This window comes from Borrelia parkeri (assembly GCF_023035815.1).
Classification (GTDB): Bacteria; Spirochaetota; Spirochaetia; order Borreliales; family Borreliaceae; genus Borrelia; species Borrelia parkeri.
In genome coordinates, this window is the sequence record NZ_CP073172.1 from 1 (window position 1) to 16,925 (window position 16,925).

13 protein-coding genes and 1 pseudogene are annotated in these 16,925 nt (G+C 29.0%); 5 read left to right on the forward strand and 9 right to left on the reverse strand.

Annotation, left to right across the window (positions count from 1 at the left end; translation table 11 throughout):
- Positions 1 to 233: 233 nt before the first annotated feature.
- Positions 234 to 995, forward strand: a complete 762-nt coding sequence (locus bpSLO_RS07025; RefSeq protein WP_083253466.1) for a hypothetical protein — start codon at positions 234 to 236, stop codon at positions 993 to 995.
- A 275-nt stretch (positions 996 to 1,270) separates the two neighbouring features.
- On the opposite strand, the pseudogene bpSLO_RS07030 reads toward bpSLO_RS07025, so the two are convergent.
- From bpSLO_RS07030 to bpSLO_RS07045, 4 genes and pseudogenes are all read right to left on the reverse strand, one after another.
- A pseudogene (locus bpSLO_RS07030) lies at positions 1,271 to 1,894 on the reverse strand (variable large family protein); the annotation flags it as partial.
- A gap of 214 nt (positions 1,895 to 2,108) precedes the next feature.
- Positions 2,109 to 3,566 (reverse strand): IMP dehydrogenase, encoded by a 1,458-nt coding sequence (gene guaB / locus bpSLO_RS07035; protein WP_246990150.1) that lies wholly within the window; start codon positions 3,564 to 3,566, stop codon positions 2,109 to 2,111.
- A 19-nt stretch (positions 3,567 to 3,585) separates the two neighbouring features.
- Positions 3,586 to 5,124, reverse strand: a complete 1,539-nt coding sequence (gene guaA, locus bpSLO_RS07040) for a glutamine-hydrolyzing GMP synthase (protein WP_246990151.1) — start codon at positions 5,122 to 5,124, stop codon at positions 3,586 to 3,588.
- Positions 5,125 to 5,412: 288 nt separating this feature from the next.
- The gene (locus bpSLO_RS07045; protein WP_246990152.1) at positions 5,413 to 6,216 is read right to left on the reverse strand and encodes a 5'-methylthioadenosine/adenosylhomocysteine nucleosidase; all 804 of its coding nucleotides are present in this window, start codon (positions 6,214 to 6,216) and stop codon (positions 5,413 to 5,415) included.
- Between the two features lie 284 nt (positions 6,217 to 6,500).
- On the opposite strand from bpSLO_RS07045, the gene ade reads away from it, so the two are divergent.
- Complete coding sequence (gene ade, locus bpSLO_RS07050; protein ID WP_246990153.1) at positions 6,501 to 8,147, forward strand: adenine deaminase; 1,647 nt, start codon at positions 6,501 to 6,503, stop codon at positions 8,145 to 8,147.
- A 287-nt stretch (positions 8,148 to 8,434) separates the two neighbouring features.
- Here the strand turns inward: ade and bpSLO_RS07055 are convergent, their stop codons facing one another.
- The 4 genes from bpSLO_RS07055 to bpSLO_RS07070 all read right to left on the reverse strand — a co-directional run bounded on the left by bpSLO_RS07055 (position 8,435) and on the right by bpSLO_RS07070 (position 12,341).
- On the reverse strand, positions 8,435 to 9,259 hold the full coding sequence (locus tag bpSLO_RS07055) for a virulence associated lipoprotein (protein ID WP_246990154.1): 825 nt from the start codon (positions 9,257 to 9,259) through the stop codon (positions 8,435 to 8,437).
- Between the two features lie 703 nt (positions 9,260 to 9,962).
- On the reverse strand, positions 9,963 to 11,318 hold the full coding sequence (locus bpSLO_RS07060) for an NCS2 family permease (RefSeq protein WP_246990155.1): 1,356 nt from the start codon (positions 11,316 to 11,318) through the stop codon (positions 9,963 to 9,965).
- A 185-nt stretch (positions 11,319 to 11,503) separates the two neighbouring features.
- Positions 11,504 to 11,902, reverse strand: coding sequence for a hypothetical protein (locus tag bpSLO_RS07065; protein ID WP_246990156.1), 399 nt, complete (start codon positions 11,900 to 11,902; stop codon positions 11,504 to 11,506).
- Positions 11,903 to 11,990: 88 nt separating this feature from the next.
- Positions 11,991 to 12,341, reverse strand: coding sequence for a hypothetical protein (locus bpSLO_RS07070; RefSeq protein ID WP_246990157.1), 351 nt, complete (start codon positions 12,339 to 12,341; stop codon positions 11,991 to 11,993).
- Between the two features lie 202 nt (positions 12,342 to 12,543).
- Here bpSLO_RS07070 and bpSLO_RS07075 point away from each other — a divergent pair, with 202 nt between their 5' ends.
- Complete coding sequence (locus bpSLO_RS07075; RefSeq protein WP_246990158.1) at positions 12,544 to 13,236, forward strand: ImmA/IrrE family metallo-endopeptidase; 693 nt, start codon at positions 12,544 to 12,546, stop codon at positions 13,234 to 13,236.
- 5 nt (positions 13,237 to 13,241) lie between these two features.
- On the opposite strand, the gene bpSLO_RS07080 is transcribed toward bpSLO_RS07075, so the two are convergent.
- On the reverse strand, positions 13,242 to 13,805 hold the full coding sequence (locus bpSLO_RS07080) for a hypothetical protein (RefSeq protein ID WP_246990159.1): 564 nt from the start codon (positions 13,803 to 13,805) through the stop codon (positions 13,242 to 13,244).
- Positions 13,806 to 13,901: 96 nt separating this feature from the next.
- Here bpSLO_RS07080 and bpSLO_RS07085 point away from each other — a divergent pair, with 96 nt between their 5' ends.
- Both bpSLO_RS07085 and bpSLO_RS07090 read left to right on the forward strand, forming a co-directional pair.
- Positions 13,902 to 15,149, forward strand: a complete 1,248-nt coding sequence (locus bpSLO_RS07085; RefSeq protein WP_246990160.1) for an ankyrin repeat domain-containing protein — start codon at positions 13,902 to 13,904, stop codon at positions 15,147 to 15,149.
- Between the two features lie 133 nt (positions 15,150 to 15,282).
- On the forward strand, positions 15,283 to 16,923 hold the full coding sequence (locus bpSLO_RS07090) for a PTS transporter subunit EIIC (protein WP_246990161.1): 1,641 nt from the start codon (positions 15,283 to 15,285) through the stop codon (positions 16,921 to 16,923).
- The last annotated feature ends 2 nt before the right edge of the window (positions 16,924 to 16,925 follow it).

Below are 16,925 nucleotides of genomic sequence, written 5' to 3' on the forward strand. Positions count from 1 at the left end.
ATTATAATTTGTTAATAGTATAGAATGTTTATCCATTTATATAACTCATAAGTTTCCACATATAACTCATAAGTTTGCTACTAAAAATTAATAGTTTACACAAAAAACTCATAAGTTTAATTTACCTTTTTATACAAAATTAATAGTTTGCATAAAAAACTCAATAGTTGCTTTAAAAAAATATATAGTTACCTCCCTCTTTGCTAGATTAATAGTATTATATTTATATATATATGTTCTCTCTAAAAAATTTATTTACTAATAATATACCTTATATCCCTATTCATAAAATTAATCCTGATGAATTTATTCTCATTAGTAATTATCTTATTCTCTCTTCTAGCACTATTCACAATTTACTCGGCATTATTATGGCTTCCGGCATACCTTTAACACATCTAAAAGATCCTTTTATCAAAATATTTTATACTTTTAATAACAATATTATTACTTATACATTAAGTAATGGTCTACAGTTTCAACAATATTCTTTACTCGAACCCAATGTTATTGCTACTTCCATTATTAAAAATTTAAATAAAAATATTTTATCTTCTATTCATGCATACAAAATTAACTACATCGCTAAAAATATATTCAACTTCTCTATCACTACAAAACATATAATTTCTATCTACTCTTTGATTGCTAAGTCTAAAATTACCTTCAATAATATCTATTACAATAATACTCATCTCAATATCCTATTAGATAATCAACCTTGTATACTAGACTTATACGAAAAAATAAACTATATTAAGTCTTTTAACAGACTAAAACTTAATAAAAATAACCTAGATCTATTTAAAAACCATACTAATAAAACTCTCTCTACTATTGCTTCTCTGGTTGAATCTTTCTTCCTTGATCAAACATCAAACAAAAACCTACATACCCTCAAATCTTATATTAATCTACACCTCAAACAACTTGGTATACCTTATAAATCTACTAATAGATTGCAAAAACTACTATTATCTCATATATTTTTGTAATTATACATTGTACATTTTTGTGACATCTCTTTAAAAAAAATACATAAAAGAAAATAAATTTGTTCACTCAGCAGCAACTATGTACAAATTGATAATAATATATTGCTTGTACTATTGTAATGAAAACCTAAAAAAATTTTTTTCGACCCCCTAGCTTAATATCAATTAGTAAAAACTAACTTCATACTCAGTATCACTAAAGATACTGAGTATTTAGATAAAAAAGCAGGAATTCCTGCTTGTAAAAACTTATTCCAATGAATAACCACACTATATTAATTTGTAGGTTTTACTACACTACTGGAATCTTCTTTTATGCAATCATCAACATCTTTTAAACATTTATCAACTGTTCTTCTTACAATAGATACTATCTCATTTACAGTTTTACCAACTACTCCTATTAATACTGCATTCACTGCTTGTCCTGGTGCATGAGTAGCAACAGTTGCTAATTTACCATCCTTTGCCATTGCTCTCAATGCTAAACCTGCTGCTATTGCTGATGCATTTGTTTTAATATCATCATGAGCATTTGTATCATCTTTAGTAGCAACTGCAATGTCATAAGCATTTTTTGCTGCACTAATATTACCTGCTTGCTTACTTGTATCCTTAGCTGCTTCAATTGCTGCTAATATATCTGCACCACTAGCTGCAATTACTGCTTTCCTGGCTCCACTTAGTGACTTAGCATCAACATTACCAGTATCACCAAATAGCTTTCCAAATTCTTTAGAATCAGCAATCGCCTTATTAGCATTTCCTTTTGGCTCAGTATCAGCATCCTTTGCTGCCTCATAGATCATACTAATCCCTTCAACAAGACCCTTAACGCTTGCTGCATCTGCTTTCTCTGCATCCTCAGTATCACCAACATTACCAATTTTACCACCAGCATTAAAATCTTACATATTTACTAAAAACAACAATTTATTATCCCAGTCAATAGCAATAAAAATTCTAATCCCATATAACAAAAAATTATTACAGAAGTTGCAGCTACAAGAACAAACTATCAAAAGAAAGATGAACTTAACAAACACTCTCCTCTTTCCCTTAATACTAGAAATACTATAAAACCTTAGCATTCTTAAACATAATCAAATTATATCATTTGTTATTTTCCAAAACATCATGTGTATGGGATTCTCTTAAAGAAGCAGAGCTTATTTTTACAAATCTAGCGTTTGTCTTTAATTCTAATATTGTTCCCACTCCCAAGTAACCCATTCCAGACATTAGACCTCCCTTTAATTGAAATATAATGTCTTTTAATTTTCCAACATAAGGAACCATTCCTTCAATGCCTTCAGGGATCAATTTACCAGGGGATTCTTTATTTTCAAATTGGAAATATCTTGATTTGGAACCCCTAGCCATAGCAGAAAGAGAGCCCATACCGACATAAACTTTAAATTTTTTTCCATTATAAATTATTTCCTCTGAGGGGGATTCATGAGCACCAGCAAAAAGATTGCCTATCATCACACTATCAGCTCCAGCTGCAATTGCTTTAACTATATCTCCTGAAAATCTAATTCCACCATCCGCTATAATACAAGTATTTGTATGTTTACAAGCTTCAAAAACATCATGAATTGCAGTTAACTGAGGTACTCCAACTCCTGCAACTATTCTTGTTGTACATATACTTCCTGGACCTATTCCAACCTTCAAACAGTCTGCTCCTGCATCAATTAAATCAAGGGCTGCTTCCTTAGTTACTATATTACCTGCAATAACATCCAAATTTGGGTATTTATTTTTAATTTTACTTACAAGCTCAATTACTCTCGTAGAATGTCCATGTGCAGAATCAATAGCAATTACATCAACATCCGCTTTGACTAATTCTTCAACACGCTCTAAAGTATCAACATCAATAGAAACAGCTGCTCCTACTCTTAGCCTATTTTTCACATCTTTGCATGCATTAGGAAAATACTCTTGATGCTCCACATGATCTATGTCTTTACAGGTTATTAATCCTCTTAAATTGTTTGACTCATCAACAATAAGTAGCTTTTCTATCTTATGTCTAAATAATATTTCTTTCGCTTCTGTTAACGTTATATCTTCTTTTGCTGTAATTAATTTTTTTGTCATTGCATTTATTACAGGAACATTATTATCCGTAATATATTTAATGTCTCTATTAGTTACTAGACCTAATATTTTACCTGTTTTATCTGTAACAGGCAATGCAGAGATCTTATGTTTTGCAATTAATATCTTAGCTTCCTGTACATTTGCATTCTCATCAATAGTGATAGGATTTTTTATAATTCCGGTTCGGTGATAAACCTTTACTATTTCTACTTCTTTCCTTTGAGCTTCAATGGTAAGATTTTTATGTATAATTCCTATTCCACCCTCTTTAGCCATAGCTATTGCCATTCGGCTTTCTGTAACTGTATCCATGGCGGAGCTTAAAAAAGGTATATTTAAAGATATATTCTTTGTCAACTTTGTCTTTAAATCAACATCACTGGGCAATACAGATGATTTTCTAGGAATTAAAGAAACATCATCAAAAGTCAAAGCTTCTTTTACTATTTTTTCTATCAATCAGTTCTCCTTATTTTTATTATTCCCATTCTATTGTTGCTGGGGGCTTAGAAGAAATATCATAACAAACTCTATTTATACCTCTGACCTCATTAATTATTCTTGAAGAAACTTTTCTTAAAAAATCATAAGGTAATTCAACCCAATTAGCAGTCATAAAGTCTAAAGTATTAACACATCGAATAACAGCTGTATATTCATATGTTCTGTTATCCCCCATCACTCCAACAGATTTTACAGGCAATAAAACTACAAATGCTTGTCTTATCTTATAATATAAATTATTTGCCAAAAGCTCTTCTATTAAAATACTATCAGCTCCCTGAAGAATATTAATTTTTTCTTGAGTGATCTTGCCAATTATTCTTATTGCCAATCCTGGACCTGGGAAGGGATGTCTATAAAGAGCATTCTCTTTAATCCCTAATTGAATCCCTAATTGGATTACTTCATCTTTAAAAAGCTCCCTTAACGGTTCTAAAAGTTTTAATCTAATTTTTTCTGGAAGGCCCCCTACATTATGATGTGATTTGATATGTGATGAAAAAACATTATTTCTCGATTCAGACTCAATTACATCTGAATAAATCGTTCCTTGTGCCAAAAATTCTACATCTTTGTCTTCTAAAGCAACCTTTTCAAAAATCTCTACAAATGTTCTTCCTATAATTTTTCTTTTCTCTTCAGGTTCATCTATATTTTCTAAATTCTTCAAAAATATTGAAGAAGAATTAACATATTTTATGTTTAAATTGTACCGTCTACCAAGTTCTAATATCTCCTTAACTTCATTTTTGCGTAACAAGCCAGTATCGATAAAAACACAGATTAAATTACTTTTTATTGCATTATTAATAAGTAATGCACATACTAAAGAATCTGTTCCACCAGAAAGTCCCAAAATTACTCTCTTATCACCTACTTGAAGTCTTATTTTTTCCACAAAATCATCTATGCTACTACTTAAACTCCAGTTCACCTGAGCTTGGCAAATTTTAAAAACAAAATTTTTAAGTATTTGATTACCAACCTCTGAACAAGTTACCTCTGGGTGAAATTGTAATCCATAAATTTTTTGCTCTTCATTAAATACAGAAGCAATACAAGTTTCAGTATAAGCTATTTGTTTGAAATTGCTTGGAACTTTTTCAATATTGTCTCCATGACTCATCATTACTTTTAACTTATTGGAAAGACCAAAAAATAAATTAGATTGATCATCTTCGATAAATAGCTCAGTATTACCAAATTCTTGCTTATCGCATTTAGAAATTACGCCCCCAAACAATTTAATGATTAGCTGCATTCCATAACATATTCCTAAAATCGGTACACCTAAGCTAAAAATATCAATATCCACAGTAGGAGCTTCGTCGAGATAAACAGAAGCAGGCCCTCCGCTTAAAATTATCCCCACAGGATACATATCTTTAATCTCTTCTGCAGAAATAGAATATGCAATGACTATTGTATAAACACCCATCTCTCTAATTTTTCTTGCAATCAATTGACTATACTGAGAGCCAAAATCTAATACAATCACCACATTATTATTCACTATAAATTCCTTAAAAAGGATAATCTTATCAACTTTAACAATCAAAACAACTGATTATGCAACGTGTTAACAAGACAAGACAAAATTTATACCTACAATCCTTAAACAAGGACAGGCAAGAACTCACTTGCCTTATCAATCTATTACCCAAATATACAAGTTAATAAGCTCATTAACTATTAATTTGTATAAGATATTTTATACTAACATCCTGTTATAAACAACTCTATGTTAACTAACTTAGAAATTCAAACTACCACTATTCATAAACACCAAAGAACCTAATAATTAGAGTAATTGCAAGATCTCCTGTACCATTTTAGCTGCATTCACTGCTGCCAACTTAAGAAATTCCTTGTATTCAACTTCATTGCCCTCATTGTTTACAATATCAGATATAGATTTAACAACTATAAAAGGAACATTAAAGACATGAGCAACATGTCCCAATGCCGCACCCTCCATATCTACAGCTATAACATCTTCAAAGTTTGACACAATCTTTGTCAAATAAACTGGCTCAATAAATTGATCTCCTGTTAGTATTAATCCTGAATATCCATTAACACCTTTAAGATTTGCTTTAATAGCTTTTAAAGCCTTTTCAATCAAATTTCTATCACTACTAAATTTCTGAGGTAATTCTGGAACCTGTCCAATTTTATGTCCAAATTTAACCAAATCAAAGTCATGATAAGCCACCTCTGAAGATACCACTATGTCTCCCACCTTAAGATTACTTACCTTAGGGTTAACAACCCCACCAGCAACCCCACAATTAATTATATGACTTATATTATATTTTGACAAAAGATAACTAGTCCATAAACTTGTATTTACCTTTCCAATACCCACAACAGCAGAAATAACATTGCGATTAGATATCTTGCCTTTAACAATTTTTTTATTAAACCCATAATACTTCAATACTATCTCTTCTTTACGAGACATAAGCTTATTCAGCTCAGAAGCTTCAGAATCCATAGCAAACACTACTAAAATATTGCTATTTTTATTAGAAATAGCATATCCATTGAAACAAACTAATAAAAAAATTAATAATTTAAACACCAAATATTTATGATTACACATAAGTGCAAAAAGCCTCCATTGCTTAACAAAAATTGATAATAAATGTAATACTTAACACTATTTCCTAAATTTTCAATCAAAATCTTACCTTTTTTAAAAAATTGACTTTAATATAAGAATTACATCAAATACAATGGAAATCAACAAAGGAACTACAAACCTTATATTCTAGAAAGATATAAACTAAATATATCGGTATTAAAATTTTTTGAATTTACATATATTGATATAGCAAATATTGCAGTAACATATTATAAAAAAAGAACTATCTTAAAGGAAAAATAATGAATTTATTACTAATTAAAGCAAATTATATCGATATTTTGAATAAAGAAATTTACCCTTCTAATATAACAATAAAAAATGGTACCATTTTCAACATAGAAAGAACTAATGAATCTTTAAAAGACTATGTATTACCAGGATTTATTGATTCTCACATACATATAGAAAGTTCCTTACTTATTCCATCACATTTTGCTCATTTAGTAGTTCAACATGGAACCGTATCTACAATAAGTGATCCCCATGAAATAGCAAATGTCAATGGTATTGATGGTATTAATTTCATGATAAACAACTCTAATAAAATTGATTTCAAAATTTTTTTTGGTGCACCCTCTTGTGTTCCAGCTTTGCCTTTAGAAATTGAAACCTCCGGTCACGTCTTGGATGATAAAGATGTAGATAAACTACTGGAACTAGATAATATCTATTATCTAGCTGAGATGATGAATTGCCCTGGTGTAATCAATAGACACCCTAAAGTAATGAATAAAATTCATTCTGCTTTAAAGCGTAACAAAGTTGTCGACGGACATGCACCCGGTTTATCACCGGAATCAGTTTTAAAGTACGCATCCGCAGGAATTAGTACCGATCATGAATGTTCAACAATAGAAGATGCACGATATAAGTTGTCTTTAGGCATGAAAATCTTAATTAGAGAAGGCAGTGCGGCTAAAAATTTTGAAGCTTTGCACCCTCTAATTAGTGAATGTTCAGGAAAATACCGAGATCATTTAATGTTTTGTTGTGATGACGCACATCCTGATATCTTGCTTAAAGGGCATATAAACTTAATGGTTGCACGTGCCATAAAATATGGTCATGATTTTTTCGATGTTTTAAGAATCGCTTGTATTAACCCTGTTATGCACTATAAAATCCCAGTTGGATTACTACGAGTTGGGGATCCTGCTGATTTTATTATTACTAAAGATCTAAAAACATTTAAAGTAGACAAAACTTACATAAATGGTAAATTGGTATTTAGTGATGGTAAATCATATATCCCACTACTAAATGAAAATCCTATCAATAATTTCAATTGCAGCAAAAAGTCAATTGAAGACTTTAAATTTTTTACACAAAGTAAAACTATACCAACAATTAATTGCATTAATAATCAAATTATCACTAATAAAACCATGACTGACAATAACCTATTAGCACCAAACTTTGAATCAAATATCAGCAAAGACATTTTAAAAATAGCAGTAATAAATCGATACAATAACCACAACAAAATATCGATAGGTTTTATAAAAAATTTTGGACTCAAGAATGGAGCTATTGGAAGCACAGTTGCTCACGACTCTCACAATATCATAGTTCTTGGTACTAGTGATGAATATTTATGTAAAGCAGCAAATCTTATTATTGAGAATAAAGGGGGTTTATGTGCTTTAAATAACCAAGATACCTTAATATTAAAACTGCCAATTGCTGGTTTGATGAGCATTAGCCCACCCAAAGAAGTTGCTTTAAAATATATTCAACTAAATAATTTTTGTAGGAATGTTTTAGGTTCTAATTTAGATTCTCCCTTAATGACATTATCTTTCATGTCATTAACGGTAATTCCTCACTTAAAAATAAATGACAAAGGACTGTTTGATGTTGACTCTTTTTCATTTTTAAATTTCTAGACGAAACAAACAAAAAAACAATACTCTAAAACAGGAAAAGACTGTTATGAGATCTAATAATCTCTACTTCTATAATATTAAGTTACCTAAATTGACAATTAGATCACCAATTTATGGTGAAATTATTGCATAAGCAATATTTATAGAATCACTGCAAATATTAGTAAATAATAAAGAATCAAAAGCAACAACAAAAAAATAAGTGAGACATGCAATTTCTACATCAATTTTTGCAAAATAATTTTATAAATTCAACAAAAATCTATTATTCTCAGTCTCAACAAACATTAAGACACCAATTCCAAAATCGCAGCAACCAACATTCCAACTTTTTCCATTTGTCCTACTAAAGACTTAAATCGTTGATTCATGAAATGATTAAAATCCTCTAACATAAACTCTGTGTCTTCAAAATACCTATTAAAAAAACCAATAATTTCATCTACTCCAGTATTCCACGTCTTCTTTAGAGACAGAATCCATTCAAGCTTTGATTTAATATCATATAAATCTCTAATAGACATATCCAACAATATATCTCTTTTAAGATTCATATTTTCAATTAAATATTCAAGCTTGAACTGATATTCACAAGATACCACACTAAAAATGCAGTTTAAGAGATCAACAACCCCACTAAGGTTTATTTTAGCAAAACATGCCCTTAATTCTTCAAATTTATGCTCATCATAATCAAGTGATAAATAAAATCTTCTTCTATACATTCTGGTGCATTCTGAATTAGAACACAATAAAACAAATTCCTTTTCTCTACAGAGAATGTAACTAAAAGGTAAACCATAAAAATCATGAGGTTCACTCATGATTTTTAATTCAGAATATTTTATCTTGTCAATTTCTCTAGATATCAAATCAATTATTTCTAATCGCAAATTAAAGACTGTTTCATCTGAAGAAGTTTTTTTCTTCACTTTTACCTTAACAGTATTTTTAATAAGATTACTATTTTTAGTTTTTTTAACTCCAATGCTCTTTGAAACAAACTTCCCAAATCCATTATCTATGCCAGACTTACCTTTACCATGGCCCTTAACATCACAAGCTATAAGTACAAACCCTACAATTGACAAGACAAACAAATATTCCTTCATAAAAATTCCCCTTGTCATTAAAGTGATGATATTATACCAAATATAAATTAATATCAACTATTAAATTATACAATTTATTAAATTAGATTTAAATACAGAATAACAACCTTAAAAATTGTTCTAATAAAAAAGATCTAATAAACAAATTCAAGGATATAAACTAAAAACAAAAAATTACAATCAGCTTAAACAGTGATATTAACTTTAATAATATGCAAATCAAAAATTAACAAAATATATTTACTTATATACAAGTCAAAAAGACAAAAAGTATTCGGTTTATTAAAAATAATTTAATTTTTATTCTAGTAATTTTTTATGCTCCACCCAGAAGAAATTAACGTTAAAACATTAATATGAAAAAATGTATCTATCAATGATAATAATCAAATCAATGAGATTATAAACCAGAAAGCCCAAGAAAAAAGCAATAAAACTATAAACCATTGATATATCTATAAAATTATTAAATTCAATTCCATAAATCATGAGCTAGGAATAAAAGATAACAACACTAAGAAATATTTGATCTCAGATATAACTAAGTTCTTTGAAAAATAGAAACACAATAATTTATAAATACAGTCAAATAAAAAACTCAATAAAGTAGCTAATACATATTCAATGATAGTCAATATAAATAGAAACCTATCTGAATAATAAACAGATTACTCTATTGAGTTATAACAATAGAGTAAACAATTTAATGAGAAAATACTAACTTTAAAATAAAAATACAAAATAATAAAAGTATGGTGGGAGCGATTTTTACACTTTCTTTGGTAAATAAATTATGCAATACATTTATAATAACATAAAAAATTATCCCAACTCCTATTCCTGAAGCTATACTATAAGTCAAAGGAATCAAAAACAATATCAAAAAGCTAGGAATAGCTTCTCTCATATTTGAAAAATCTATATTCTTTATTTCTTTACACATAAAAAATCCCACATATATTAAAGCAGCTGAAGTTGCACTAGAAGGAACAGCAATAAATAAAGGTGCAAAAAATACTGCCAATAAAAATAAAATACCTGTCACAACTGATGTAAATCCTGTTCTTCCACCCTCAGCTATACCTGTAGAACTCTCTACATAAGTAGTTACAGGAGAGACACCCATAATTGCTCCAAAAGTGGTAGAAATAGCATCAACTAGTAATATTTTACTAGCATTACGTATCTTACCCGTATTATCAGTCAAATCTCCCTTTGAAGCAACACCTACCAAAGTTCCAACAGTATCAAATAGATCATTAAATAACAAAATAAATACTATAAAAACAAAATTCCAAAAATTTTCACCTAGAATATAAGAAAAGTTTAATTTATTAAATATAGGCGCAATTGATTCATATCTTAAAACACCATCCGGCAATCTAATTCCTATACTCAAAGCAGCTTCTCTATCAAAAAGAGCATAACACCATGCCATTAAAGTAGTTATACAAATTGATAATAATATACTACCCCTAATCATTTTAAGTTCAAAAATAAATATGGCAATAATACCTAGCAAGGTAAGGAAAACCTTTAAATTTATAAGATTCCCAAGACCAATTAATGTAGCTTCGTTCCTAACAATTATTTCACTATTTACAAAACCAATAAAGGCAATAAATAATCCTATCCCAACAGTAATAGCACATCTTAAATTCATCGGCATAGCATTTACAATGCTCTCACGTGCTTTAGATAAAGATAAAATAATAAAAATAATACCTTCAACAAAAACTGCTCCCAAAGCTACTTCCCAAGGTATATTCATACCTTTAACAACAGAAAATGCAAAAAATGCATTAATTCCCATTCCAGAAGCCAATGCCAAAGGAGTATTAGTAAAAACCCCCATAAAAATAGTAGCAAACCCAGCTGTTAAACATGTCGCTGTTACCAATGCTCCCAAAGGCATCCCTGCACTAGAGAGTATATAAGGATTAACAATTATTATATACGCCATGCTTAAAAATGTTGTAAGCCCAGCTATAATCTCTGTCTTATAATCAAGACTATTATTTTTAATCTGCGACATTAATGTCTCTCTACCTTTACTCAAAAAATAATTCCTCCTTCCAGACAACTTTTATTGTATAAAAAAACCAAAATTAATACTATTATCACCAATAATTAGCACTAATATCATAAAAAACAAACGAAAATGACATCAAAAAAATATGCACAGATTTAAAATCTACAATAACTAAATGAAATTACATTCCTTTAGAACTCGTATTATATATATTAGCTAACCTTATTATTTTGAAGTAAAATATCTTCACTATCGGACCAATGTGAAAAAACAATGGTTTTAAGAACTTTACCAGAACTGTTTACAATAAAAAATTTTCCAATCTTAATAAGCTCCAGGTACACTTTTAAAGAAACATCCTTACCAACACTAAAGAAAGTCTGAATATATTCACCGCCAATTCTTTTATAACGCCCAAGTAGAAACGAAGCCACTATATCATTACCACATTGCAAAAATAATGGTTCCTTATATCTTAAATTAAATTTGCCAGAAATAGTAAAATAATGCCTTAAAGAAACCTTATTCTTATCAAAAATCAATCTAACATATTTCGAATTTCTACTTAACCCATGAATGTTCTCAAACTCAATCGTTGCACAAGAAAACATCAAGAAAATAAAACAGTAAAAAATAATATACCTATTAGAAAAATTTGTCATCAATCTACTATAAAATTTTACACAAGAATATAATTTACTACAAAATATTATTTTCAAGGGCATATCTTAGAGTATCTCGGGTACTCTCAAAGTCAACATCAATAAATTTAGCATCATATTCAAAAGTCCCTCTAGTCCACACTTGATAAGAATTATCATCTAAAACAAAAGATAAGCTTTTGTAAGGCTTAAGAGCCCTTAAAATAAGATCAGCATTATTTTTATCAATATCAACATACAAGAATCTGAAATTCCCAATGCCAACCACCTTAGAAATATTAACATCACCAATATAGTTATCATCTTGAATTAATTTTAAATAACCACCATCAAAATTTAACTTCGAATCCAAAACAACATTCAAAAACACAGAAAAATTATTAGTCAATTTATCCCTCTTTATATAGATTTGACTATTTGGATAAAAATAAAGGAAGTAATTAGCTCTCTCAATTCTGTCAAATTTTTCATCTAAAAAGTCATGTACATTTAAAGTTTTACATGAAAAAAAAAATAAAACAAATAAGAAAAAACTATATCTCATAATTAAATTATATTATACAATATTAAAAGGAGAATGTTTATATTGAATGAAATCCAATAATTTTAGCTCATATATTAAAGCCCCTTATATTTATTCTGATTATATAATCTCAAAATATGCTGTATTACTAATACCAGTACCAATCATAAAGATTGCCATAGGAGAAGGACTGAAAGTATTTGAAATTTCATTTGAAGACAAATACAAAAATTTTGCCGGATACATTAAACCAAACAAAAAAACTATATATATAAACGAAACAATGAATCTACAAAACAAAAGATTTGCAATAGCACAACAACTTGGCCATTATTTAATGCATAAATACCAAGTTTTTAATCCATCAAAGAGAACAGATACGATTAATACTCAAGATAACCAAATGACAATAGAAGCCAACATATTTGCAGCAAATTTATTAATCCCAACTACTACTTTAAAATTAAAGGTATTTCAATACAAATCGATAAAATATCCGCAAAAAGTAATGGCAAAAGAATTTCAAGTATCTGAAAATATAATACACTTTAAGTTAAGCATGCTTAACGAGATTCACAGACTTGAGAAAGAAAACAAGATACAAAAAAAACTAAAAGTTAAGCAAATAGATAGAGCAAGGGCTAAAGAGCTTTTACTACAAAATGTAGAGAAGCTAAAAGAATCAATAGCTATAGATTTAGAAAAAAGAGAAAATACAAGAAAAGAAAGCATAAAAAAAATCTTCGAAGAATTAGAATAAATAACTTATTGTTTGGAAAAGCTTTTAAGTATGTTTTCCAGCTTTCGTTTAGCAAAAATTAAAGCATTCTTATCTTGAATAAGAATATCTAAAAAATCTTTTCTAAGCACAATCCAAGATCTATTATCCATATCTATTTTATAATAAGGAAAATTTATTCTTAAAGGAAATTTTTCTTTAATATTATGATCATCCAAAAACCTCAAAACCTCGGATTTAAAAGATAAACCCTGAACAACACTATACGCTAAGATAACTTTATATAATCTTTTATTATACAAATAAAGACTCTTAATATATGCAATATTATTATTATAACTAGACTCAGAAATATAAACTGAACCCTTTTGTTCAACTTTCAAAATATCAAAACTACACTTAGAATCATTAAAACTTGTATACTTACTTAGATCAGATTTTGAAATTCTAAGTCCAGGATATATCATCAAAGCTTTTAAAGCTAATAAATCTAAATTATCTCCCTCTCCAGATTCATCCAGTAAAATTGTGGAACAACTTAACAAAAATATAAAAATAAAAAATACACAAGAATTTAAAAATATACGCATACAATCAATTTGATTATACTTTTTCGCAAAAACAAAGTAAATAAAATAAATCTGTTTTGATATAATAATATAAAAAATTAACCTAAAGGAACTTAAATGAGTTATTATGCATTAAGCAAAATATTTATGTATCTTGGATATATTATTATAGGAATTACATCCTTCACCATCTTTAACAAAAATTTAAGAGTAAAGATCAAGAGTAAGATAAAAAAGTTTAATTCTCTATATTACTTAACGCTATTTATCCTTTTTATAACCGCTTCTAACTTGTCTCATTATTTCTCAGAAAAACAATTACTAGAAAATTTCCAAACATTCAAAGAAAATTTCCTTGAAGTACACAAAATCAATGCAACATTTTTACAAAAATATCTCTCAAAATTACAAGAACCAATAAAAATGGAATTAATGTCAAAACTAACACCAATAAACACCATATTTAATGCTAGTTTTGAAAAATATTCAAAAAATATAAACAAACCAGCAGATGATATTGTAAAAAATTATAATGCCTATATTAAAGCAATGAACACAGAAATTAAAGACAGGATTGCAAAATTAGAAGAAGAAACTCTACCAATATATAACAAATACAAACTGCCTAGTTTAGATAATAAAATATCAGAAATAGGTGTTGATAAAGATGGAAATATCATTCCCGTAATTAAAGACTCAAAAGGTCAAATAACGGATTTATTATTTTACGATCAAAACTACAATTTAATTCCATTTAAAGAATATCAAAAACATGGGGTTAAATTTGAGATCATTAAAGATGATAACAATTACTTCAAAGAACTACTAAATATCTACTATCTTGATTCAAATAATAATCAAGTTACCATTGATTATTATAAAAATAATATTGATACAATTCCCTACTATATAGATTTAAAAGAGAATAAAGATAATTTTCTGAAAAGTATTAAACTTAAAAACGAATATAAAACATACATCGAAGAAAAACGTAAGCTCAAAGTATTAGTAAGCAATGATAATTTAAACGAATTTAAAGTCTTTCTAGAACAAAAACCAAACGCTTTTTCATTAAACACAATATTCTCCGATGGAAGTCCTGTATTCATTCACGCAGTAAAATCAAAATCTAAGAATATAATAAATTATGCAATGTCAAAAGATTTTAACATCAACCTAACAGATCAGGAAGCCAAAAATGCCCTTCACAATGCCATAATTAGCGGATACGACATAAACTTCATTAGGTCTCTTATAGAACGAGGAGCAAATCCACATATAAGAGACTTAAATAAAAAGCTACCATCGGATTATGCTCCCAAGAACGAAGAAATCTATAAATATTTAAACACTATTACAAAATAAATAACATTGGTAACTTTTCAAATATAATCAAGATAATTAATTATTAATTATTATCACTTTAAATATAGTATATATTAATTAATTTAATTAATATATACTATATTTAATATAGTGAGCACGAGGAGAATTTATTATGTCAAACAAATTTGCTATTTTGCAAAAAATCGGTAAAGCCTTCATGTTACCAATAGCCCTTCTACCAGCAGCCGGACTTTTGCTAGGAATTGGTGGTGCATTTACCAATGAAACAATGATTCAAGCTTATAACCTTCAAAATACTTTGGGACAAGGAACCCTTTTAAACATTATTTTATCAGTCATGAGAGACACTGGTGGTGTGGTATTTGAAAATTTACCGCTAATATTCTCATTAGGCATTGCCATTGGTCTTGCAAATGTAGAAAAAGGTTCAGCGGGTCTTGCTGGAGGAATTGGATTTTTAATTATGCACAAAGCTATAAACAGTACCCTTACAATACAAGGAATAACTACCGAAACAGTTAATTCTGCATATTTAATGACAACAGGTCTCAATGAAGCACAAGCTGTTGCAAAATCATTTGAATATACAAATGTACTTGGTATGCACACTCTTCAGATAGGAGTTCTTGGGGGCATGATTTCAGGGTTCATTGCTGCATATCTTCACAACAAGTACTACGACATTAAACTACCTCAATTTTTAGCATTCTTTGGGGGAACAAGATTTGTCCCAATAGTTACAACCGGAACAATGTTAATTATTGGTATAATGCTTGTATTTATTTGGCCTCCCATACAAAGCGTAATTGCTATGACAGGCAAAATTGTAGAACAATCTGGTTACTTTGGTTCATTCCTATTTGGCATAATTGAAAGAACACTAGTTCCAACAGGTCTTCACCACATATTTTATATGCCATTCTGGCAAACACCTTTAGGAGGAACAATGGAAATTAATGGAGAACTAGTCTCAGGTGCACAAAAAATATTTTTCGCACAACTTGCAGATCCAAACTTCTCAGGACACTTTGAAGTTACAAAAGGAACAAGGTTTTGGGTTGGAAAATGGCCAGGACACGCATTTGGACTCCCTGGAGCAGCGCTTGCAATGTGGTGGGTAGCAAAACCTGAACGCAAAAAAGAAATGGCAGCATTCTTAGGTTCTGTAGCATTCACATCATTCTTAACAGGAATAACAGAACCCATTGAATTTACATTCCTTTTTGCAGCCCCTATTCTATTCTTTGGATTTAACGTCTTTATGTACGGCATGGGGTTTGTATTGATGCATCTTTTAAACGTTGGAGTAGGAGTAACATTTGCAGATGGATTTATTGATTACCTCCTTTACGGAATACTTCAAGGGAATGAAAGAACAAGTTGGATAAACATACTCTACGTCGGGATACCTTATTTCTTTATATATTTCTTTGTCTTTAAATGGACCATAGTCAGATTTGACTTTAAAACTCCAGGAAGAGAAGACGACGGAGTAACTGCTACAAGGGCAAGCTCAAAAGAAATACTTGATAATTTAAGAGAAGTTACAACTAAAACCATCAAAGGCCTTGGGGGAATTGCTAATATTAAATACAACAGTGCCTGCATTACAAAACTCAGAATCGAAGTATATGATATCAAACTTATTAAAGATAATGCTTACTTTAAATCACTTGGTGCTAAAGGAATTATAAGACAAGATAAAGGATTACAAATTATATTTGGTGTTGTATCAGATAATGTCAACACAGAAATAGAAAAAATTATGAAAGAACTACAAACATCTCAATAATG

Bases quoted from the DNA above. Each gene is read 5' to 3' on its own strand.
- bpSLO_RS07025 (WP_083253466.1), top strand. From the start codon at position 234: ATGTTCTCTCTAAAAAATTTATTTACTAATAATATACCTTATATCCCT.
- bpSLO_RS07045 (WP_246990152.1), bottom strand. From the start codon at position 6,216: ATGTGTAATCATAAATATTTGGTGTTTAAATTATTAATTTTTTTATTA.
- ade (WP_246990153.1), top strand. From the start codon at position 6,501: ATGAATTTATTACTAATTAAAGCAAATTATATCGATATTTTGAATAAA.
- bpSLO_RS07055 (WP_246990154.1), bottom strand. From the start codon at position 9,259: ATGAAGGAATATTTGTTTGTCTTGTCAATTGTAGGGTTTGTACTTATA.
- bpSLO_RS07065 (WP_246990156.1), bottom strand. From the start codon at position 11,902: ATGTTTTCTTGTGCAACGATTGAGTTTGAGAACATTCATGGGTTAAGT.
- bpSLO_RS07075 (WP_246990158.1), top strand. From the start codon at position 12,544: ATGAAATCCAATAATTTTAGCTCATATATTAAAGCCCCTTATATTTAT.
- bpSLO_RS07080 (WP_246990159.1), bottom strand. From the start codon at position 13,805: ATGCGTATATTTTTAAATTCTTGTGTATTTTTTATTTTTATATTTTTG.
- bpSLO_RS07085 (WP_246990160.1), top strand. From the start codon at position 13,902: ATGAGTTATTATGCATTAAGCAAAATATTTATGTATCTTGGATATATT.
- bpSLO_RS07090 (WP_246990161.1), top strand. From the start codon at position 15,283: ATGTCAAACAAATTTGCTATTTTGCAAAAAATCGGTAAAGCCTTCATG.